Annotated in this window: 17 protein-coding genes; 9 read left to right on the top strand and 8 right to left on the bottom strand. The window is 72.5% G+C overall.

The window, feature by feature from the left end:
• Positions 1-26: 26 nt before the first annotated feature.
• The 5 genes from ACFYYW_RS10335 (at position 27) to ACFYYW_RS10355 (ending at position 7,780) form a co-directional block, all read left to right on the top strand.
• Entirely contained in the window at positions 27-2,372 is a 2,346-nt protein-coding gene (locus tag ACFYYW_RS10335; RefSeq protein WP_387647306.1) for a xanthine dehydrogenase family protein molybdopterin-binding subunit, read from the top strand.
• Positions 2,369-3,223, top strand: a complete 855-nt coding sequence (locus ACFYYW_RS10340; protein WP_387647112.1) for an FAD binding domain-containing protein — start codon at positions 2,369-2,371, stop codon at positions 3,221-3,223. The genes ACFYYW_RS10335 and ACFYYW_RS10340 overlap by 4 nt, the downstream gene beginning before the upstream one ends.
• A gap of 75 nt (positions 3,224-3,298) precedes the next feature.
• Positions 3,299-4,000: an SRPBCC family protein gene (locus ACFYYW_RS10345; protein WP_387647114.1), complete on the top strand. Its 702-nt coding sequence runs from the start codon at positions 3,299-3,301 to the stop codon at positions 3,998-4,000.
• Positions 4,001-4,088: 88 nt separating this feature from the next.
• On the top strand, positions 4,089-6,722 hold the full coding sequence (locus ACFYYW_RS10350) for a CDP-glycerol glycerophosphotransferase family protein (RefSeq protein WP_387647117.1): 2,634 nt from the start codon (positions 4,089-4,091) through the stop codon (positions 6,720-6,722).
• Complete coding sequence (locus tag ACFYYW_RS10355; RefSeq protein ID WP_387647120.1) at positions 6,719-7,780, top strand: glycosyltransferase; 1,062 nt, start codon at positions 6,719-6,721, stop codon at positions 7,778-7,780. The genes ACFYYW_RS10350 and ACFYYW_RS10355 overlap by 4 nt, the downstream gene beginning before the upstream one ends.
• On the opposite strand, the gene ACFYYW_RS10360 is transcribed toward ACFYYW_RS10355, so the two are convergent.
• The 3 genes from ACFYYW_RS10360 to ACFYYW_RS10370 are packed head-to-tail and all read right to left on the bottom strand — an operon-like array spanning position 7,777 to position 11,193.
• A complete protein-coding gene (locus ACFYYW_RS10360; RefSeq protein ID WP_352318779.1) occupies positions 7,777-8,808 on the bottom strand; it encodes a sulfotransferase in 1,032 nt (343 codons plus the stop codon). The genes ACFYYW_RS10355 and ACFYYW_RS10360 overlap by 4 nt on opposite strands.
• A gap of 21 nt (positions 8,809-8,829) precedes the next feature.
• Positions 8,830-9,687 carry a CDP-alcohol phosphatidyltransferase family protein gene (locus tag ACFYYW_RS10365; protein WP_352318778.1) on the bottom strand — a complete coding sequence of 286 codons (858 nt, stop codon included), beginning with the start codon at positions 9,685-9,687 and terminating at the stop codon, positions 8,830-8,832.
• A 48-nt stretch (positions 9,688-9,735) separates the two neighbouring features.
• The gene (locus tag ACFYYW_RS10370; protein ID WP_387647124.1) at positions 9,736-11,193 is read right to left on the bottom strand and encodes a glycosyltransferase family 2 protein; all 1,458 of its coding nucleotides are present in this window, start codon (positions 11,191-11,193) and stop codon (positions 9,736-9,738) included.
• Positions 11,194-11,332: 139 nt separating this feature from the next.
• On the opposite strand from ACFYYW_RS10370, the gene ACFYYW_RS10375 reads away from it, so the two are divergent.
• Entirely contained in the window at positions 11,333-11,842 is a 510-nt protein-coding gene (locus tag ACFYYW_RS10375) for a GNAT family N-acetyltransferase (RefSeq protein WP_364389307.1), read from the top strand.
• The gene (gene pseI, locus ACFYYW_RS10380; RefSeq protein ID WP_352318772.1) at positions 11,839-12,882 is read left to right on the top strand and encodes a pseudaminic acid synthase; all 1,044 of its coding nucleotides are present in this window, start codon (positions 11,839-11,841) and stop codon (positions 12,880-12,882) included. Before ACFYYW_RS10375 ends, pseI begins: the two co-directional genes overlap by 4 nt.
• Here pseI and ACFYYW_RS10385 read toward each other — a convergent pair.
• Together ACFYYW_RS10385 and ACFYYW_RS10390 are read right to left on the bottom strand one after the other, a co-directional pair.
• The gene (locus tag ACFYYW_RS10385) at positions 12,875-13,849 is read right to left on the bottom strand and encodes a hypothetical protein (protein ID WP_352318770.1); all 975 of its coding nucleotides are present in this window, start codon (positions 13,847-13,849) and stop codon (positions 12,875-12,877) included. The genes pseI and ACFYYW_RS10385 overlap by 8 nt on opposite strands.
• Entirely contained in the window at positions 13,846-14,574 is a 729-nt protein-coding gene (locus ACFYYW_RS10390) for a cytidylyltransferase domain-containing protein (RefSeq protein WP_387647129.1), read from the bottom strand. Before ACFYYW_RS10390 ends, ACFYYW_RS10385 begins: the two co-directional genes overlap by 4 nt.
• 105 nt (positions 14,575-14,679) lie before the next feature.
• Here ACFYYW_RS10390 and pseB point away from each other — a divergent pair, with 105 nt between their 5' ends.
• Together pseB and ACFYYW_RS10400 are read left to right on the top strand one after the other, a co-directional pair.
• The gene (gene pseB / locus ACFYYW_RS10395) at positions 14,680-15,657 is read left to right on the top strand and encodes a UDP-N-acetylglucosamine 4,6-dehydratase (inverting) (protein ID WP_352362753.1); all 978 of its coding nucleotides are present in this window, start codon (positions 14,680-14,682) and stop codon (positions 15,655-15,657) included.
• A complete protein-coding gene (locus ACFYYW_RS10400; protein WP_352318765.1) occupies positions 15,657-16,784 on the top strand; it encodes an aminotransferase class V-fold PLP-dependent enzyme in 1,128 nt (375 codons plus the stop codon). The genes pseB and ACFYYW_RS10400 overlap by 1 nt, the downstream gene beginning before the upstream one ends.
• Positions 16,785-16,793: 9 nt before the next feature.
• Here the strand turns inward: ACFYYW_RS10400 and ACFYYW_RS10405 are convergent, their stop codons facing one another.
• Genes ACFYYW_RS10405 through ACFYYW_RS10415 form a run of 3 tightly spaced genes read right to left on the bottom strand, consistent with a single transcriptional unit; the run spans position 16,794 to position 21,273 of the window.
• Complete coding sequence (locus ACFYYW_RS10405; protein WP_387647133.1) at positions 16,794-18,674, bottom strand: glycosyltransferase; 1,881 nt, start codon at positions 18,672-18,674, stop codon at positions 16,794-16,796.
• Positions 18,675-18,703: 29 nt separating this feature from the next.
• Positions 18,704-20,341 carry a hypothetical protein gene (locus tag ACFYYW_RS10410; protein WP_387647136.1) on the bottom strand — a complete coding sequence of 546 codons (1,638 nt, stop codon included), beginning with the start codon at positions 20,339-20,341 and terminating at the stop codon, positions 18,704-18,706.
• Entirely contained in the window at positions 20,338-21,273 is a 936-nt protein-coding gene (locus ACFYYW_RS10415) for a hypothetical protein (protein WP_387647139.1), read from the bottom strand. Before ACFYYW_RS10415 ends, ACFYYW_RS10410 begins: the two co-directional genes overlap by 4 nt.
• Between the last annotated feature and the right edge of the window lie 15 nt (positions 21,274-21,288).

A 21,288-nucleotide genomic window follows, 5' to 3' on the forward strand; every position in this document is an offset into this window, starting at 1 on the left:
CCGGGCAGATCGACGGCAGCGGCCAGATCAACGAGCCGGCCGGCGTGCACGAGGTGGGCCGGCCGCGCCGGCGCAAGGAGGACGCCAGGCTGCTGACGGGGCGTACGCGCTGGACGGACAACCTCTCCAGGCCCGGCACGCTGCACGTGATGTTCCTGCGCAGCCCGATGGCCCACGCCCGGATCACCCGGGTGGACGTGTCGGCGGCCCGCGGCCTGCCCGGCGTGGTGGCCGCGTTCAGCGGCCAGGACTTCGCCGCCGAGCAGGGCAGCCTGCCGTGCGCGTGGCCGGTGACCGACGACGTCGTCATCCCCGACCACCCGCCGATGGCCACCTCCGAGGTGCGGTACGTCGGCGAGGCCGTGGCCTGCGTGGTCGCGACCGACCGGTACCTGGCGGCCGACGCGCTGGAGGCCGTCGAGGTCGACTACGAGCCGCTGCCCGCGGTGCTCGACATGACCGAGGCGTTGTCGCCGGACAGCCCGAAGGTGCACGAGGCGGGCAACCAGGCGTTCTCCATGAAGGTCACCTCCGGGGACCTCGACGCCGCGTTCGAGGGCGCCGCCGTCGTCGTCGACCGGACGTACGTGCAGCAGCGGCTGATCCCGACGGCCATGGAGCCGCGGGCGGTGCTCGTGGACACCGACGGCGACTCGTTCACGATGTGGACCTCCACCCAGATCCCGCACATCCTGCGCGTCATGCTCGCGGTGGTGACCGGCATCCCCGAGCACGACCTGCGGGTGATCGCCCCCGACGTGGGCGGCGGGTTCGGCTCGAAGTTGCAGGTCACCGCCGAGGAGGTGCTCTGCCTGCTGATCGCGCGCCGGCTGGGCCGGCCGGTCAAGTGGACGGAGTCCCGCTCCGAGGGCAACCTGACCGTGCACCACGGCCGCGACCAGCTCCAGCACATCCGGCTCGCGGCCGACGCCGACGGACGCATCCGGGGGCTCCAGGTCGACCTGCTGGCCGACATGGGCGCGTACCTGATGCTGGTGACGCCGGGGGTGCCGCTGCTCGGGGCGTCCATGTTCAACGCCATCTACAAGATGGACGCCTACGAGTTCGGCTGCCGGGGCGTGTTCACCACCAAGATGCCGACGGACGCCTACCGGGGCGCGGGCCGTCCCGAGGCGACGTTCGGCATCGAGCGGACGATGGACGAGCTCGCCGCCGAGCTGGGCCTGGACCCGCTGGAGGTGCGCCGGCGCAACTGGATCAGGCACGAGGAGTTCCCGTACACGACGATCTCGGGGCTGACCTACGACTCGGGCAACTACGAGGCGGCCACGGAGCGGGCGCTGTCGTTGTTCGGCTACGACAAGCTGCGGGCCGAGCAGGCCGACCGGCGGGACCGGGGCGATCCGGTGCAGCTCGGGATCGGGGTCAGCACGTACACGGAGATGTGCGGGCTGGCGCCGTCGAGGCTGCTCGGGGCGGCCAGGTTCGGGGCGGGCGGCTGGGAGCACGGCTCGGTGCGCATGTTGCCCACCGGCAAGGTCGAGGTCATCACCGGCACGTCCCCGCACGGCCAGGGGCACGTGACGGCGTGGAGCCAGATCGTGGCCGACGCGCTGGGCGTGCCGTTCGAGGACGTGCGCGTGCTGCACGGCGACACGGCCGTCGCGCACAAGGGCATGGACACCTACGGCTCGCGCTCGCTGGTCGTGGGCGGCATGGCCGTGCTGCGGGCGTGCGAGAAGGTCAGGGAGAAGGCCAGGAAGCTGGCCGCCCACATGCTGGAGTGCTCGCCGGACGACGTGGAGTTCGACGGCGGCGTGTTCAAGGTGCGCGGCACCGGGTCGGGCCGCACGATCCAGGAACTGGCCTACGCCGCGTTCCAGGCGCACGACCTGCCCGACGGCGTGGAGGCGCGGCTGGACTCCGACGCCACCTTCGACCCGGACAACTACTCCTTCCCGCACGGCACGCACCTGTGCGCGATGGAGGTGGACACCGAGACGGGCATGACCCGGATCCGCTCGTACGTCGCCGTGGACGACGTCGGCAAGGTGGTCAACCCGCTGATCGTCGAGGGCCAGGTGCACGGCGGCATCGCGCAGGGCGTGGCCCAGGCGCTGTTCGAGGAGGCCGTCTACGACTCCGAGGGCAACCTGCTGACCGCGACCATGGCCGACTACCTGCTGCCGTCGGCGGCGGACCTGCCGTCGTTCACGACGGACCGCACCGAGACCCCCGCGACCGGCAACCCGCTGGGCGTCAAGGGCGTCGGCGAGGCGGGCACGATCGCCTCCACCCCGGCGGTGGTGAACGCGATCGTGGACGCGCTGCGGCCCTACGGCGTCGGCGACATCCGGATGCCGTGCACGCCCGAGCGTGTCTGGCGAGCGCTGGAAGGAGCGCGGCGATGATCCCCGCACCGTTCGACTACGTGCGTCCCGACTCGCTCTCGGCGGCCTGCGCGGAGCTCGCCGCCGACGAGGACGCCAAGGCGCTGGCCGGCGGGCAGTCGTTGCTGCCGTTGTTGCGGTTGCGGCTGGCGTATCCATCCAAGCTGGTGGACATCGGGCGGCTGCCCGGCCTGAACGGCGTGCACGACCGGGGCGACCACGTCTTCATCGGCGCGCTGGCCACGCACGACGAGGTCATGCGCTCGCCGGTGGTGAACGCCGGCGCCCCGCTGGTGGCGCTGGCCACGGCCAGGGTGGCCGACCCCGCGATCCGGCACCGGGGCACGTTCGGCGGCTCGCTGGCGCACGCCGACCCGGCGGGTGACCTGCCGGCCGTGGTGCTGGCGCTGGACGGCGTGATCGTGGCCGCGTCGGCGCAGGGCGAACGGGAGATCCCGGCCGCCGAGTTCTTCGTCGACTACCTGGAGACGTCTCTGCGCGCCGGGGAGATCCTGGTCGGCGTGAAGGTGCCGAAGCTGGGCGAGGGCTGGGGCTTCCACTACGAGAAGTTCCACCGGACCGCGCAGTCGTGGGCGATCGTCGGCGTGGCGGCCGCGGTCAGGCGGGCCAACGGCTCGATCGCCGAGGCCAGGGTCGCGCTGACGAACATGGGCCCGACCCCGGTGCGCGCCCGCGCGACCGAGGACGCGTTGCGCGGCGTCGAGCTCGGCGACCGGGTGCGGCAGGCGTGCGAGGAGGCGGCGGAGGGCACCTCGCCCCCCGCCGACCTGCACGCGCAGCCCGACTACCGCCGTCACCTGGCCCGGGTGCTGACCCATCGGGCAGTGCGCACGGCCGCCGGGACCCCGTGAGTGAGGCGGGGGCGCCTCTTCCGGGCGTCCCCGCCCCGACGTAGTGTCGCAACCAACCTCGGAAGGAGCGGATCGATGGCGATGCGGTTCGAGCACGAGTTCACTGTCCCGGTTCCGGTCGAGCAGGCGTGGGCGGTGCTGCTCGACGTCGAACGGGTCGCGCCGTGCCTGCCCGGGGCGACGCTCGACATCTTCGAGGGCGACGAGTTCACCGGCCGGATGAAGGTCAAGGTCGGCCCGATCACCGTCACCTACCGGGGCTCGGCCAGGTTCGAGGACGTCGACAAGGACTCCCACACGCTCGCCATCCAGGCGTCGGGCAAGGAGGCCAGGGGCTCCGGCACGGCCTCGGCCACGGTCAGGGCGCGCATGACGCCGGCCGAGGGGGGCACGTCGGTGGCCGTGGAGACGACGTTCAACGTGACCGGGCGGCCGGCGCAGTTCGGGCGCGGGGTCATGGCCGAGGTCGGGGCCAAGCTGATCGACAGGTTCGCCGGCAACCTGGCCCAGCTGCTCTCCGAGCCGATGGTGGAGCCGGTCGCGCCGCTGGAGCGGGAGCAGCCTCAGGAGGAGGAGCGGCACCTGAGCACGGTGACCGTCCCCGAGCCGGACGTGCGGCCCGCGGGCACGCTGCGGACCTCGCGCACGCCCGACGAGGAGGCGCTCGACCTGATGGAGATCGCCGGGCAGCCGCTGCTCAGGCGGCTGGCGCCGATCGCGGGCGGCCTGCTGGCGCTCACGATCCTCATCTGGGTGGTTCGTCGCCTTATGCGCTGATTTTCAGCAAAAACAGCATAAAGTCCGGTCACTTCCCGCTATCGGGGGAAGTGCCATTCCCGCAGGTCATTTCTGGGGGGACATGGGCATGCCGGACTGCAGCGTCGTCGTGATCTCGTACAACGACGCGGCCCGCCTGCCCAGGGCCGTGCGCTCGGTGCTGCGGCAGACGTTGCGCGACCTGGAAGTGATCATCTCCGACGACGCGAGCACGGACGGCACGCCCGAGGTGGCCGCGCGGCTCATGGCCGAGGACCCGCGGGTGCGCTACCTGCGCAGGCAGAGCAACAGCGGCGGCTGCGGAGCTCCCCGCAACGACGGCATCGACGCGGCCAGGGCGCCGTACGCCATGTTCCTCGACAGCGACGACGAGCTGCCCAGACACGCGTGCAAGAGCCTGCTCACCGAGATCGAGCGCACCGGCGCCGACTTCGTGTCGGGGCAGATCTCCCGGCTGTTCGAGCGGGACGGACGGCTGCGCCCGTACTATCCGTCGTTGTTCGCCCGGCGGCGGGTGGTCGAGGGCATCCGCGCGGAGCCCGAGCTCTTCCTCGACTCCTTCAGCACCAACAAGCTCTACGACGTCGCCTGGCTGCGCGACAACGTGCTGCGCTTCCCCGAGGACATCCACTACGAGGACCACGTCTTCGCCACCGAGCTGTACGCGCTGGCCCGCCGGTTCGCGATCGTCCCGTGGGTGGTCTACCACTGGCACCGGGCGAGCTCGAACGAGTCGATCTCCCTGAGCATCGACGAGATGGACAACGTGCGGCAGCGGGTGATCGCGGCCCGGCTGAGCGACGACATCCTGCGCGGCTACGGCGCGCACGACCTGGTGCCGCACCGGCAGTACCGGTTCCTGCGGCAGGACCTGCGGGTCTACCTCAACCCGCTGCCCGCCCGCGACCTGGTGTGGGTCAAGGAGTTCGCCTCGGTCGTGCGGCCGTACCTGGAGGAGATCCCCGGCGCGGTGTTCGACCGCATCGAGCCGATGGACCGGGTCTGCTGCCGGCTCATCCTGGACGACCGGATCGAGGACCTGCGCGTGGCGGCCGGCTCGCTGACCGGCCCCCGGGCCGCGCCGCGGGCGGCCGTGCAGGTGGACGGGCGCACGTACTGGGGAACCACGGCCGCGCCTGGGCTGGACATCACCGCGCTGCGCCTGGCCGAGCTGCCCTACACCGACTCCCGGCTGCGGCACGAGGTGACCGGCCTGGCCACGAACGGCGAGCGGGTGCGGATGACCGTGCGCACCTACGACCCGTTCGGCGTGCTGCCGGCCGAGTGGGACGCCTTCCTGGAGGCGGGCCGGGAACGGGTGCCGATCCAGCCGGTTCCCTCGGGCGAGGGCGGCTACGTCAGCGAGGTCGTCTTCGCGCCCTGCGGCAGGAGCGACCCGCGCATCGGCTTCCGGCGCCGCTCCGACGGCCACGTCACCACCGACCGGCTGATCGTGGACCCCAACCTGGAGCCGATCGAGCTGCCCGGCTGCACGGTGAAGGCCGACGGTTACGCCGCCTACCTGTGCGTGCGCACGCATTCGCGCACCCGCTCGGCGCTGCGGCGGGCGCGGCGGCTGCTGCTCAGGAAGCTCAACACGCCGGGCGTCAAGCTGCGCGCGTACAAGCTGCTGATCAGGGTGGTGCCGCGGCGCGACGACCTCGCCCTGTTCGAGTCGGACGTCGGCAAGGGCTACAACGGCAGCCCCCGCGCCATCTACGAGGAGGTGCGCCGGCGCGGCCTGCCGATCGAGGCGGTCTGGTCGGTCGCCAAGGGCCGCAAGAACTTCCCCGCCGACGTGCGGCTGGTCCGCCGGGGAAGCTGGCGCTACCTGTGGACGATGGCCCGCGCCGGGATCTGGGTGGACAGCCACGGCTTCCCGCTGGACTACCCGAAGCCGCCCGGCACCCGCTACCTGCAGACCTGGCACGGGCAGGGCATCAAGTCGATCGGCTTCGACGCGCCCGACCTGCGCGGTGACTTCGACCGGCCGCGCGAGCAGTGGCGGGCCGCCGTCGCCCGGTGGGACGCGCTGGTCTCGCCGAGCGCCGAGTTCTCGCGGGTGTTCCTGCCCTCCAACGGCTACGACGGCAAGGTCTACCGGTGCGGCACCCCGCGCTGCGACGCGCTGGTGCGGGCGGAGGCGGCCGATGACGTGCGGGCCCGGCTGGAGATCCCGCCGGGGCGCAAGGTCCTGCTCTACGCGCCCACCTACCGCGACCGGGACAAGATGAGCGGCCGTTCGGTACGCGCCGACCTGGACCTCATGGCCAGGGAGCTGGCCGGCGAGTGGGTGGTGGTGCTGCGCACGCACCCGGTCGAGAAGTACGACCCGCCCGAGCGGCTCAGGCACTTCGTGCGGCCGGCCGCGTCCTACCCGGAGATCAACGACCTGATGCTGGCCTCCGACGCGCTGCTGACCGACTACTCGTCCGTGATGTGCGACTACGCGGTGACCGGCCGGCCGATGGTGTTCCTCATCGACGACTGGGACGACTACCGGCTCTCCGAGCGCGGCGTCTACCACGACCTGCCCGCCATCGCCCCGGGCCCGTGCGTGACGACCACGGCGGAGCTGGTGGACGTGCTGCGCAACCTGCCCGAGGTGCACGCCGCCTTCGCCGCCAAGTACGCCGCCTTCCGCGCCCTGTGGTGCGCCGACGAGCACGGGGACGCCTCCGCCCGCATCGTGGACGACTTCTTCGAGGGGCGCACGCGATGACCGTCGTCTTCGCCTGCCTGGAGGCCGACACGCTCGGCGGCGTCCAGCAGGTCACCCACACCCTGGCCCAGGGCCTGGCGGAACGCGGCCACGAGGTGCACGTCGTCGGCCTGCACCGCGCCGCCGCGCCGTTCCGCTACGTGGACCGGCCGCTCTACCGGCAGCACGTCGTGGGCGGGCCGCTCGGCGAGCAGGGCCCGCTGGCCAGGCGGCTGGCCGACCGCAGGGTGAAGGAGCTGCTGCGCGGCGTCCGTCCCGGGTACGCGGTGCTGACGTCGCCGTCGGTGGTGACCAGGCTGTCGGGGCTGCTGCCCGCCGGGTTCCGCTCGATCGGGCAGTACCACGGCTCCTACGACCACGCCCGCGACTGCTGGCACCTGGCCTCGATCAAGAAGCACTACCCCGACCTCGACCAGGCGCTCTTCCTCAGCGAGGACGACGCCTGGGCCTTTTCCGAGCACGCCCTGCTGCCCAACGCCTGGACGCTGCCCAACCCGCTGGGCGCCTGGCCGCGGGAGACGTCGGCGCTGGACGTGCCGCGGGTGCTGGGCGTCGGGCGGCTGGAGGGCGTCAAGCGGTTCGACCGGCTGATCAGCGCGTTCGCGCGGGCGCAGGCGCCGCCGTCCTGGGAGTTGCACCTGATCGGCGACGGCGCCGAACGCGAGCGGCTGCGGGCGCACGCGGCCCGGGAGGGCGTCGCGGACCGGGTGGTCTTCCGCGGCCTGGTGCCCGCTCACCGGATGGGCGAGGAGTACCTGAACGCCTCGCTGGTGGCGCTGACCAGCGAGCACGAGGGCCTGCCGGTCGTGCTGCTGGAGGCGTGCGCCCACGGGGTGCCGTCGGTGGCCTTCGACGTGTCGGGCGGCGTGCGCTCGGCGGGCCCGGTACGGGTGCCGCCGGGGGACGTGGACGCGTTCGCCGCCGAGCTGGCCGCGCTGATGGGGTCGGCGCGGGAGCGGCGGCGGCTGGGGGCCGCCGCCCGGGCACGGGCCGAGGCGTTCCGCCTCGACCACGTGCTGGACCGCTGGGAGCGGCTGTTCGCGCACATCCAGCGCTAGACGGTCACCTCGGGACGCTGCTGCGGGATGCCGGCCAGCGACTTCTGCGTGGAGGTGAGCAGCGCGCCGACCGGGCTGGGCTCGCGCAGCCGGTTGAAGCGGTCGCGCATGGCCTTGCGCGACCGGCTGGCCTTGCGCTTCTGCATGGTCTTCTGGCAGGCCGTCACGTGCTCCTTGGCCGGTCTGGGCGCGCCGGTCAGCTCGTAGCCGTTGGCCTGGAGGCGCTCGGCGAGGACGTGCTCGCAGAGCGCGATCTCCCAGTCGTCCAGGCGGTTGGCCCAGCTGCCGACCCGGCTGCGGGTGACCTCGCGGTGGGTGTTGCTGTGCCAGACCTTGTGCTGCGGGACGGCCTGGACGGCGGCCTCGCGCGGGGAGATCATCGACGGCGCGAAGTCCTCCTCCAGGAAGTGGCAGAGCTTCTTCATCTCGGTCATCGGGTCGTCGGTGAGGTCTTCGTAGCGCAGCTCGTAGTAGGTGTCGTCGGGCAGCGTGCGCCGCAGCCGCTGGCCGGCGTCGATGGCCTCGGCCCAGGTCGAGATCGCGTGGAAGGAGTCCAGCGTGTACCAGGGCATCTCCTTCAGCGAGGCCACGCAGTCGCGGCCGTCCCTGATCAGGTGGATGAACTGGGCGTCGGGGAACAGGCGCAGCAGCAGGTCGGTCTGCTTGACGTAGCTGGGCCTCTTGTCGCCCCAGCGGGCCTTGTCGAAGCGGTCGGCGTACATGCGGAAGGCGGTGCCGATGACCGAGCCGAGCGAGCCCGGCCCCTCCACGGCCTGCCGGATGAACTCGTCCTTGTCGATCTTGAGTTCGCGGAACTTCGTGCTGCGGTCGGTCGCGATCCACTGCGCCAGTGCCTTGCGCCGCTGAGGGACCCGCAGGTCGCCCCATGTGCGGCGCCGGTAATAAGCGGGAACGAGGAAGCGCGTCTCCGGCGGCACCGCCATGCGCGGGTGCGAGTGGAGCATGAGCTGGAGCATCGTGGTGCCGGACCGCGGGCATCCAATGACGAAGACTGGCCGGTCGGACATTTCGTACTAACCCCCGAAAACTTAGACGAGAACGTGCTCTCGGCTCTCCTGGGAGGGCACGCTGTGCCTGCGCGTGAAGAGCCACATCCGGTAGACAAGGAAGATCTCGTTGGCGAGGAGCAGGAGGCCGGCGGCCATGGCGAGCGGGATCAGCGCCCACGCCCCCGCGAGCGGCGCCACCACGAAGACCGCGGCATGGAACTCGATGCCGCTGATCAGGTGCGAACGCACCCGGTGCCTGGCCAGGAACCTGTTGAGGCGCCTGAAGAAGGAAGGCAGCCGCCGCCTGCGACCGCCGGGGCGCGGACCGCGGTCCACGAGCAGGTGCAGGTCGAGGTCCGCGGGCGCGCACTCCAGCGGGACGGTGTCCTCGCCGGGCAGCTCCGGCTCGCCCCGCTCCTCCCTGACCGCCTCGCGCACCCGCTTCATCTGCGGGGCGTTGACGTACCTGAACAGGTCGAGCACGGCCACCGCCGCGCCGAGCAGCACGTAGCGGACATCGTCCGTCAGGACGTACTGCCCGTACGCCAGTCCCCCGGCACACAGGACGACCCTGACCCGGTCCCCCACGTAGTCCAGCCAGAGGCCGAAGGGCGTCCCCGTGCCCTTGAGCCGGGCTATCTTGCCGTCCACGCAGTCGATGGTGAAGCTCAGGTAGAACATCAGGGCGCCGGCGACGAGCTGGTCCAGCGCGAAGCAGGCCGCTGACACCATGCCGAGGACCAGCGAGAACACCGTGAGCCCGTTGGGCGTGATCCGGGTGCGGTTGGCGACGGGAAGGGCGACCCGGCAGGCGACCGGATCCACGAAATACACGGTCCACCAGGAGTCTCTCCGCTTGCGTGTCTCGTAGACGTCATCCAGCGAATAGGTCCTCATGGATCCCAGCATGGCTACGGAACGCCGTCTGACGATTACTGTCTGGAACTACTGGGGGATGTCCATGCCGCTTCTTGACCAACCCTGCAGGGAAAACCGCCACGCACCGTGCGCGTCTCCATCCCTGAACGAGCCCTTGAGCACGAGCCCGCGGGTCTCGGCCTTGACCAGGAGCCGCCAGGTCGGGCCGCCGCCGTCGAGTGCCCTGGGGTCGATGTCGGCCACCACGCCGTACCGGCCGGTGCGCCGGACCTCCAGGGGCACCCGGCGGCGGCCGTCGCTCAGCCACATGTTGACCTTGCCCACCTTGCGCTCGACCCGGTGGATGGCCACCTCGCCGCGCAGGCGGTACGCGGCGCCCGTCCAGGAGCAGTCGTCCACCCTGGCGATCAGCCTGAGCTCGTCGCGGGCGTCGTAGACGTCGTCGGGGATGCCGAGCCGCCGTCGCCGCCGGAAGTAGGGGTAGTCGCCGTACCAGTTGACGGTGCGGAAGCCGCGGGGGCGCACCCGGGTGCCGTCCACGCGGCTGCGGCGGAAGTCGCGGACCGCGCGCAGCTCGTCGATCATGCCGCGCCTGACCAGGTGCAGCTCCAGGCGGCGCAGCGAGGGCGCGCCGGCCAGCGCGCGCGGGCTCAGCTCGTCCAGCCAGGCGTCGGCCAGCCCCAGCAGCGGCACCAGGTCCTCGCCCGCCTCCCGCGCCGACTCCAGCGCCTGGAACAGGAAGACGATGTCCTTCTCCAGCACCAGGGCGTCGAACTCGGGCAGCAGCTCCGGCGCGCCGTCGTCCAGGAAGGCGCGCACCGCGCGGATGGCGGCCAGGCGCTCGTGCAGGTTGGGCAGCTGCGAACGGCGTTGCGTGATCGAGGTCTCCCCCTCCTCACGCCGGCGCCAGTGGTAGACGACGTCGTCCACCATGTCGACGCTCGTGGCCAGGACGTGGGCCTGCATGGCGACCGGCACGTCCTCGTAGATGCCGGCGGGGAAGCGCAGGCCGTGCCGCCGCCAGAAGTCGGCGCGGTAGACCTTGTTCCACACCGTACGGTCCCTGACCAGCACCTTCTTGTCGGTGATGTGGGTGCACAACACCGGCCGCCGGAAGACGCGCTCGTGCAGGATCGACTCCTCCAGCACGCCGTCCACCATGCGCCTGACCGCGCCGCACGCCAGGTCAGAGCCGGTCTCGCCGAGCTTGGCGATCAGCACCTCGTACGCATGCGGCGGCACGACGTCGTCGCTGTCGGCGAAGGCCAGGTAGGTGCCCCTGGCCCGCCTGACGCCCTCGTTGCGGGCCGGCCCCGGGCCCATGTTCTGCTGTTCGACCAGGGTGAAGCGGGGATCTCGGGCCACGAAGTCGTCGGCCAGCCGCCGACTGCCGTCGATCGAGCCGTCGTCGACCATGATGACCTCGAAGTCCTCCATGGTCTGGGCGGCCAGCGACTTCAGGCACTCCGTCAGGTACGGCTCCACGTTGTGGACCGGTACGACGACACTGAGCAGGGGGATCATGACGCTCCTTGGCTTTCGTGGAAGGCGGTCGAGGGCAGCATGCCGTGGCCGCCTCGCCTGTTCCGCGTTCGATGCCCGTCCCTGATGAGCTCTTTACCCGGCATCGAATCCGCTACGTTGTGCAATGAGTCGAGCACGAATGGTAGGGGGAGCGGTGCTGAGACGCGTCCGGGACGATGATCTGCCCGTTATGCGCCACTGGCGCAACCATCCGAGAGTGCGCGCCGCCAGCTTCACCGGCCACGAGATCTCCGAGGACGAGCACGCCCGCTGGTGGGCCGCCGTCCGCGCGGACGCGACCAGGCAGGTGCTGATCTACGACCACGCCGGGGCCCGCGCCGGGGTGGTGACGTACTCGGAGCTCGGCGGCGACAGCGCCTATTGGGGCTTCTACCTCGACCTCGACGGCCTCGAACGGTCCGGCGCGGTGCTGAGGGCGTGGGTGGGCCTGGAGCGGGCCGCCATCGACCACGCGTTCGGCCCGCTCGGCCTGACGACCCTGCGCGGCGAGGTGCTGGCCGACAACGAGCCGGTGCGGCGGCTGCACCGGCGCTTCGGGTTCGCCGAGGTCGCGACCTACCGGATGCCGGTCGACGGGGTGCCGCGCGAGGTCGTCGCCGTCCAGCTGACCAAGGAGGAACGAGGATGATGTCCATCGCAGGGCGGGCGATCGGGGCCGACCGGCCGCCGTTCGTGATCGCCGAGATGTCCGGCAACCACAACGGCAGCCTGGAACGGGCCCTGGCCATCGTCGACGCGGCGGCGGCCGGCGGGGCGCACGCGCTGAAGCTGCAGACCTACCGGCCCGACACGATCACCGTGGACGCCGACGGCCCCGCCTTCCGCGTGGGCGACGGGCACGAGTTGTGGGGCGGCGAGAACCTCTACCGCCTGTTCGAACGCGCCCACACCCCCTGGGAGTGGCACGAGCCGATCTTCGAGCGGGCCCGCGAGCACGGCCTCCTGGCCTTCTCCGCCCCCTTCGACCCCACGGCCGTGGAGCTGCTGGAGAAGCTCGACACGCCGGCGTACAAGATCGCGTCGTCGGAGATCGTCGACCTGCCGCTGATCAGGCTGGCCGCCTCCACCGGCAAGCCGCTGATCATCTCCACCGGCATGGCCACGGCGGGCGAGATCGAGGCGGCGGTGACGGCGGCCCGCGCGGCGGGCTGCACGCAGCTCGCCGTGCTCTCCTGCACCGCCTCCTACCCCGCCTCCCCCGCCGAGAGCAACCTGCGCTCGTTGCCGCTGCTGGCCGCGCTCACCGGCGCGGAGGTCGGCGTCTCCGACCACACCCCCGGCATCGGGGCCGCGCTGGCGGCGGTCGCGCTGGGCGCGTGCCTGATCGAGAAGCACGTGACGTTGTCGCGGGCCGACGGCGGCGTCGACGCGGCCTTCTCGCTGGAGCCGCCCGAGCTGGCGGCGCTGGTGGAGGAGAGCGAGCGCGCGTGGCAGTCGCTGGGCCGGCCGGTGCTGGGGCCGCGCGAGTCCGAGCGCGAGGGCCTGCGCTTTCGCCGCTCGCTCTACGTGGTGCGCGACGTACGCGCGGGCGAGGCGGTGACCAGGGAGAACGTGCGGTCGATCCGCCCCGCCGGCGGCCTGCCCCCCGACGCCCTCGACGAGGTGACCGGCCGCCGCTTCACCCGCGACGCGCCCCTCGGCACGCCGCTGACCTGGGACCTCATCTGATCCACAGGTCGAGGAAGGCGTCGGCGACGCGTTCCCTGCCCTTGCCGTCGACCAGCCCGCCGCCCCGCCTGCCGTGCTCCTCCCGCAGCGCGGGGTCGGCGAGCAGCCGGGCGAGCACGCCGACGGCCTCGGCGTCGGCCGCCCGGCCCAGCCCGGCGGCCACCCCCCGGCCGACCAGCGCCCGGTAGCCGACGAGCTGGTTGTCGGCCACCCAGCTCAGCGCCGTGGGCACGCCGAGGTGCAGCAGCTCCCAGATGGCCGACCCCGCGGCGGTGATCACGAGGTCGGCGGCCGCCATCAGCTCGGGCAGGCGGTCGGTGGGCGGGATGACGGTGATGCCCTCGCCCGCCTCGAACGGCTCCGGGCTGACCAGCGTCGCCTGGAACGGCACGCCCGTGCAGGCCAGGGCCTCCGCCCAGGCGGGGGCCACGCCCGCGCTGTCGGTGCCGCCGAAGAAGCAGAGCACCCGCGGCACCGGCCCCGGCTGCCGTACCCTGCGCCGCCCCCGGACGCTGTCGCGCAGCAGCGCGTACCGGGTGCCGGCCAGCCGCCAGGAGTCGCGCGGCAGCGGGAAGGGCCGGTCCTCGGCGCCGAGGTTCTGGTCGAGGTAGAGGTCGGCCTCCTGGCCCAGCGGGTCGCCGTCGACGATCGCCAGCACCGGGAAGCCCGCCCCCCGCAGCGCCCCGCCGGTGCCCTCGGCCAGCTCGTAGCTGTCCAGCACGACGGCGTCGAGCCGCAGCTCGCACGCCAGCGCGGCGAGCCGGTCGGGCCGCCCGGGGGCGGCCACCAGCGGCAGGCCGCGGCTCCTGAGCTGGTCCATGGCCCATTCCGAACCGGAGACCGCGCCGAGGAAGACCACCTCGACGCCCCGCCCGCACAGCTCCTCGGCCAGCGCCACGCACCGCACCAGATGTCCGGCCCCGCTCCCCGCCGCGGCGTCGCAGCGCACGCCCACCCGCCCGCTCATGCGTCCTGCAGCTCCTTCTGGCGCACGTGGGCGTTGAGCCGGCAGACCTCGGGCCGGGCCCGCAGCCAGCCCACCAGCGTGCGCACCGGGACGCAGGCGTCGCCCAGCTCCTCGACCACGCGGGCGATGAGCCGCCAGTCGTCGTCGGTGTCGAGGGTGACCCGCAGGTCGTCGGCCGCGGGCTGGTGGGCGAGGCCGAGCAGCCGCGACTCGCCCGGGTGCGCGTAGACGTAGGAGGTCACGTGGGTGCGGTGGAATCCGGTGGCCTCGGCGTCGGCGCGCTCCAGGGCCGCCCGGCCGACGATCTCCACGTCGAGCCCGCGCGGCAGCGTCCTGGCCAGGCTCGTGCTGAGGTAGTCGAGGCCAGGGACCGCGCGGAAGACCAGCGCCGCCTCCCTGATCACGACGGGGTCGAGCAGCGGGCAGTCGGCCGTGAACCGCATCACCGCCTCCGCCTCCCGGCCGGCCAGCGCCTGCACGAACCGGGTGAGCACGTCGTCGACGGGCCCGCGGTGGCAGGCCACGCCGAGCCGGTCGCACTCGGCCGCCACCGCGTCGTCGGCGGCCTGCGTCGTCGTGGCCACCACGAGGTCGTCGAGCGCCCGCGACTCGCGCGCGGCGCGCACGACCCAGCCCAGGACGGACCGCCCCCCGAGGTCGCGCAGCACCTTCCCGGGCAGCCGAGTGGAGCCCATCCGAGCCTGGATGATTCCGACAATACGCATCAAAACCACATTCCCCCGTGTGACCGTACGTGGTTGATCGATCGCGCTATGCTACCGGCCAGCTCTAACGACCACAGTTCGTCAGCGCGATTTTCAGGGGGCCGCGTGAGCATTCTCAGTGGATCGTCCATTCTGATCACCGGCGGCACGGGCTCGTTCGGGAAGGCGTTCATCCGCCACGCGCTCGACTCGCTCGGGGTGCGCCGCCTGGTGGTCTTCTCCCGCGACGAGCTCAAGCAGTACGAGCTCAAGCAGCTCTTCCGCGACGACGACCGGCTGCGCTGGTTCATCGGCGACGTGCGCGACCGCGACCGGCTCACCCGCGCCATGCACGGCGTCGACCACGTCGTCCACGCCGCCGCGCTCAAGCAGGTCGACACTGCCGAGTACAACCCGTTCGAGTACGTCCGCACCAACGTCGCCGGGTCCCAGAACGTGGTCGAGGCGGCCATCGACTGCGGCGTGCGCAAGGTCGTCGCCCTGTCCACCGACAAGGCGTCCAGCCCGATCAACCTCTACGGCGCCACCAAGCTGGTCGCCGACAAGCTGTTCGTCTCGGCCAACCACTACGCCGCCGCCCACGAGACCCGCTTCGCCGTCGTCCGCTACGGCAACGTGGTGGGCAGCAGGGGCTCGGTGGTGCCGTTCTTCCTGCGGCTGGCCGAGCAGGGCGGCAGCCTGCCGATCACCGACAAGCGCATGACCCGGTTCTGGATCACCCTCGACCAGGCCGTGCGGTTCGTGGTCGACTCCTTCGACCTCATGCAGGGCGGCGAGCTCTACGTGCCGCGCATCCCCAGCATGCGCATCACCGACCTGGCCGAGGCGCTGGCCCCCGACAGCCCGGTCTACGAGATCGGCATCAGGCCGGGCGAGAAGCTGCACGAGGAGATGATCGGCCCCGACGACGGCCGCCGCACCCTCCGCCTGGCCGACCGCTACGTCGTCCAGCCCACGATCGCGACCTGGGGCTACCAGGCGCCGCAGACCGGCGAGCTGCTGCCCGAGGGCTTCTCCTACCGTTCCGACACCAACGACCGGTGGTTGTCCGTGCGCGACCTGCGTGACATGGTGGCCGGCTGATGCTGCCCTACGGACGGCAGTCCATCATCGAGTCCGACATCGAGGCGGTGGCTGAGGTGCTGCGCGGCGACTGGCTGACCACGGGCCCCGCGGTCCGGCTGTTCGAGGACGAGCTGGCCCGCTGGACCGGCGGCGTGCCCTGCGTGTCGGTCACGTCCGGCACGGCCGCGCTGCACGTCGCCTACGTGGCGGCCGGCGTCGGCCAGGGCGACGAGGTGATCACCTCGCCGCTCACGTTCGTCGCCACGGCGGCCACGGCCGTGCTGCGCGGCGCGCGGGTGGCCTTCGCCGACGTCCAGCCCGACACCGGCAACATCGACCCCGACTCGGTCGCCGCGCTGGTCACCCACCGCACGAAGGCCGTCACCGGCGTCGACTACGCCGGCCATCCCGCCGACTACGACGAGCTGCGCACGGTCGCCGAGCGGGCCGGCGCGGTGCTGGTGGCCGACGCGGCCCACTCGATCGGCGCGTCGTACAAGGACCGGCCGGTGGGCTCGGTGGCCGACCTGACGACGTTCTCGTTCTTCCCGACCAAGACCGTCACGACCGCCGAGGGCGGCGCGGTGGCGGTGGCCGACCCCGGCCGCTTCGAGCGGGCCGCCCGCTTCCGCAACCACGGCCTGGTCCGCGACCCGGCCGAGCAGCGCGACCCCGGCCACGGCGGCTGGCACCAGGAGGTGCACGAGTTCGGCCTCAACTACCGGCTGCCCGACGTGCTCTGCGCGCTGGGCGTCAGCCAGCTGCGCCGCCTCGAACGGTTCCGCGCCCGCCGCGCCGAGCTGGTCGCCCGGTACGACACGCTGCTGCGCGACGTGCCCGGCCTCACGCTGCCCGGCCGGCGGGCCTACGTCACGCCGAGCTGGCACCTCTACCCGGTCCGGGTGCGCGACGGCCGCCGCCGGGAGGTCTACGAACGCATGCGCGCCGCGGGCATCGGCGTGCAGGTCAACTACATCCCGGCGTACTGGCACCCGGTGTTCGAGGACCTCGGCTACCGGCGTGGGCTGTGCCCGCGCGCGGAGGCGTACTACGCCGAGCAGCTGTCGCTGCCGCTGTTCGCCGACCTGACCGACGGCGAGCAGGACCTCGTCGTCGAGACCCTCACCTCGATCCTCGGCCGGTGAGCCCGGCGCTCAGCGTTCGGCCAGCAGCAGGCAGCCGTCCTCGCTGCGGTCGATGAGGAAGCGCCGGTCGTCCACGGTGGCGACCTGGCGCTCGGCCCGCCGCACCAGCGGGCGGATGGGCCGGCCCTGGTCGATGACCACCTCCCACCACGACTCGCGGCCGACGCTCTCGTCGATGCCGGCCAGCGGCACCCGCGCCGAGAAGTCCTGGCCGGTCAGCGCGACGGGGAAGTACATCTCCTCGCCGTCGCTCTTGCGCCGCAGCCGCACCACCGGCTCGCCGTCGCCGAGGTCGTCGATCCGGCCCGAGAACACCAGGTCGCCGTCGTCCACGCGGCACTCGCCGATGAGCGCCTGGGCGTTGCGCAGCCGCAGCCCCCACCCGCCCTTGGAGCCGCGCGCCGGCACCAGCCACACGCCTGACCTGCGGCGCGGCGCGGGCACCTGCGGCGGCAGCCAGCGCGGCCCGGCCACCCTGGCGTCGAGCCTCAGCCCGTGGCCCCTGAGCTGCACGCGCAGGTCCCAGTGGCCGCGCCGGGCGAGCTGGGCGGGCGTGAACACCGCGGGATCGACCGCGAAGGCGAACGGGAAGGCGTGCTCGGGCGCCTCGACGCCCTCCTCCAGCTCGACGGTCTCCCAGACGGGGGCGCTCTGCTCGTCCGACAGGCGGATGATCTCGCCGGTCGCGCGCTCGGCCAGACAGGCGCGCAGGCGCACCCGGCGCAGCGCGCCGGCGTCGAAGCGGCCCAGCGCGGCCCGGCCCGCGCCGGCCAGCACGCCGTCGCGCCACTCCAGCGACACCAGGCGGGCGGTCAGGGCCAGCTCCTCGGAGACCTCCGACAGCTGCGCCGGGATCGCCGGGTGGCGGCCGTACCAGCGCCTGCGCAGCAGGCCCGCCGGTCTGACGCGGGGTTGCAGCCGGCCCTCGCGGGCCTGCTCGTGCACCCCGGCCAGCTCCTGCAGCCGCCGCCGGTGCAGCAGGTGCACCTGGATCCGGTGCTCGAACGGGACGCTCAGCCACGACTCGCGGGACACGCCGTCGAGGTAGCGGACCATCAGGTCGAGCAGCTCGGGCCGCATCCCCGTCGTGGCGGCCGCCTCGACCGCCACCGTCATGTCGATGTCCAGCGTGTCGCGGTCGAAGTCGGGCTTGAGCCCCGGCGCGTCGCGGGCCAGCAGGTCGGCGGTCTGCAGCACCGACAACATGCGGTCGCGCAGGTTGCCCGGCTCCAGGCGGCGCTGGGTGATCGAGGAGCCTGGCTCGTCGCGCTGCCGCCAGTGGTAGACGACCTTGGACAGCACGTCCACCGAGCGGGCGCCCACGTGGGCGGCCATGGCGACGGGCTGGTCCTCGTACATGCGCTCGGGGAAGCTCAGGCCCAGCCGGTCCCAGAAGGACCGGCGGTAGACCTTGTTCCACAACATGCGGTCGCGGATCAGCAGCGGGTGGCGGGTGATGTGGGTACGCCTCATCGGCGTCGCGAACGCCTCCCGATGGGCCCAGGAGGGGATGAGCAGGTTGCGGTAGAGCCGCATGACGTTGCCGCAGGCCAGGTCGGAGCCCGTGGACTCCAGCGAGGACACCAGCCGCTTGAACGCCTCCCGCGGCACGGTGTCGTCGCCGTCGACGAAGGCCAGGTAGCGGCCGGTGGCCTGGGTCAGGCCGACGTTGCGGGCCTTTCCGACGCCCTGGTTGGGCTGCCTGATGAGGCGGATCCGGGGATCGGCCGCCTGCCTGGACTCGACCTCGGCGCAACCGTCGTCGCGGCTGCCGTCGTCGACGCAGATGACCTCCAGGTCGGACATCGTCTGGCCGGAGATGGAGTCCAGGCAGGGGCCGATGTACTTCTCGACGTTGTGGAACGGGACGATCACCGAAAGAACCGGCACATGCACTCCTCAGCGTTGTCGTCGGCTCGTCAGCCGGACAGCAGTCGGAAGACCCGGCGGGCGACCTTGCGCGGACGGGCCAGACGGCGGGAGAGGCGGTACCCGAGCGTGCGCCGGTAGGCGGCGGTCTTGCGCTGGGTCCTGCGCAGCTTGGACCTGGCCCGCACCAGCTCGCGCTCGCGGTAGGAGAGCTTGGTCTCCAGCCGGGAGATCCTGGCCAGGGCGGCGGTGAGCTGGTCGGCCAGGCGGTCGCGGGCGCCGAGCAGGTCGCGGTAGGTGGGCGGGTCGGCGTGCTCGGCCGGGTGGCCCAGCTCGGCGTCGAACTTGCGGGCCAGGTCGAGGTCGCCCTGGTCGCAGGGGCGTCCGGCCATGCCGCAGAGGGTCAGCGTGAGCTGGTCGGCCTCCAGCGGCCACGGCCACGGGTGGTGGTGGCCCGCCGCGAGCAGCCGTACGGCGAACCGCCACAGGACCCGGCACAGCACCACGCGCGGCTCGGGCGGCACGGCCGGCGCGGCGGTCTGGACGATGGCGGCGAACCGCTCGCCGTCGTGGACCAGGCCGTCGGCGGTCACGCAGGGGCCGCCGTCGGCCTCCAGCCAGTCGGCCAGCGCCGACAGCAGCTCGCGCACGGCCCTGGTGTCCTCGCGGGCGCACGCCTCGACCAGGATCTCCTCGACCACCCGGCCGGCCGGGACCGGACGCTCGGCGCCGTCGGGCAACCGCCGCATGCCGCCCCTGGTCAACTCATGGACGACGGCCCCCTCCTCGATCAGGCCGAGCGGCAGCTCGACCGCGCCCTCCGCCCCTTCCGCGCCCGGCGTGTGCGGGGGCGACGGCGGCCGGGTGGCGACGGCGAGCCACAGCGGGGCCAGCTCCTCCCCCAGCCGGTGGCGGAACACCAGCCGGGTCAGCCGCAGCGGGTCGGCCACCAGCAGGCGGTCGCCGCCCTTGGCGCTCAGCGGGAACGTGATCGCCTCCGGCAGGTCGAAGGCGAGCGCCTCGCGCGCCAGCAACGCCCGGGGGGCCTGCCGCCCCGGATAGGCCGCGTAGCAGCGCTCGACGCTCAGCCCCGCCCCCTCAAGGGCGCCGTCGAGCGCGCCGGGCCCGCTCGGATGGCTCGGGTCGAAGCCGTGCGGGGCCCACTGGTCGTCGCCGCCCTCCCGGTCGGCTGGCCTGGCCTCGATGAACCGGTCGACGCCCAGGTCGTTGCGCACGCCCAGCACCAGCCGCCCGCCGGGCGCGACGAGGGCCGACAGCGCGTGCAGCGAATCGATCCACGCCGCCGCCGGCGCCTCGGCCGAGTGCGTGCGCAGCAGCCCGTCGAGCGCCAGCACCAGCTCGTACGGCTCGTCGGCGTCGAACAGGTCGAGCCGCCCGCAGTGGACGGCGAGCCGCGGGTGCCGTTCGCCGAGGGCGCAGGCGTCGGGGTAGGAGCGCAGCAGCACGGCCGTCTCGCCGGCCCGGTCCACCACGTCGTCGACCAGCGCCTGCGGGTGCGGCCCGACCAGCAGCACCCGGCCGGTCGCCGGGATCACGCGGCCGACCAGCTCCAGGGCCGCGCCGCGCCAGTCGGTGACGCCGGCCGGGTTGGACAGGTCGGACCACAGCAGCATCTCGCCGCCGATCAGGCGCACGTTCGCGGGCGCCTCGCTCACGCGCTCGCTCATGACGTCACCCCGTGGAGCGTGCCCGGCCGCCCGGCGGCGGTCGCCCTCACCCAGGGCCCGGGACGTCCGGCTCCCGCCGCGCCTCCTCCTGCCGGCGTTCCCCCGGGCACCCGCTTCCATCCGAACATTCGCCGTAGCTCCTCCGGTGTCGCCTGATATTCGAATCCCAGCTCCTGCCGCGCCACCTCGGCGGCCAGCTCGGGATCGACGTGCGTGCCGTGCAGCTCGGGCCAGAGCCGCATGCGGCGCGCCGTGCCGCCGTACTCGGGGCGCTCGTCCTCGTACTGCATCGGGTCTCCGTAGACGGCGACCTCGCAGCCGACGGAGGCGCCGTAGAACAGCGCGCTGCCGAGCCGGTTGGAGGCCACCCTGCGGTGGCGCCGCAACTGGATCAGCTGCCGGCGCAGGAAGTCGCGCCCCTTGCTCTCCCACCGGGAACCGCGCTCGCCGTGACAGATGACCTTGAATCCCCTCGATTCGTACGCCTGCCGAATGTCCGGATTTGCATATTCCAGCCAGTAAAGACAGACAGTTACCGGTTCGGTCTCGACATTTCGGATTTCGTCGGCGAGAAGGGCATGATCCCCGGTCACGGACGACTTCTCCCAGCCATGAAAGGGATACCAGATCGTACCCTTGCGTTCGGAGACCACGCCGAGCTCAGGCTCCAGGTGAAGCAGGTAGATCCAGGGTGCGCCGATGAGGTAGTGGCCACGCCTGCCCATCGACCAGCCCCGGCGACGAAGCACGTCAGACCAGATGAAACGGGGATATCCGGGACTACACCAATGGTCGTTCGGGGGAAATCCGTGGAGATAGTTCCATCCGTGTTGAAGGAAGCCCTGGATTCGCTTCGGCGTCTCGTCCGGCAGCTCGCAGTACCTGCCCAGAATGCGCGAGTGCCCGTACCAGTGATTGGATTCGTCCATCATTCCCCCTGTAGCGGT

Origin of the sequence: Nonomuraea sp. NPDC001831, assembly GCF_042892035.1 — a bacterium.
Classification (GTDB): Bacteria; Actinomycetota; Actinomycetes; order Streptosporangiales; family Streptosporangiaceae; genus Nonomuraea.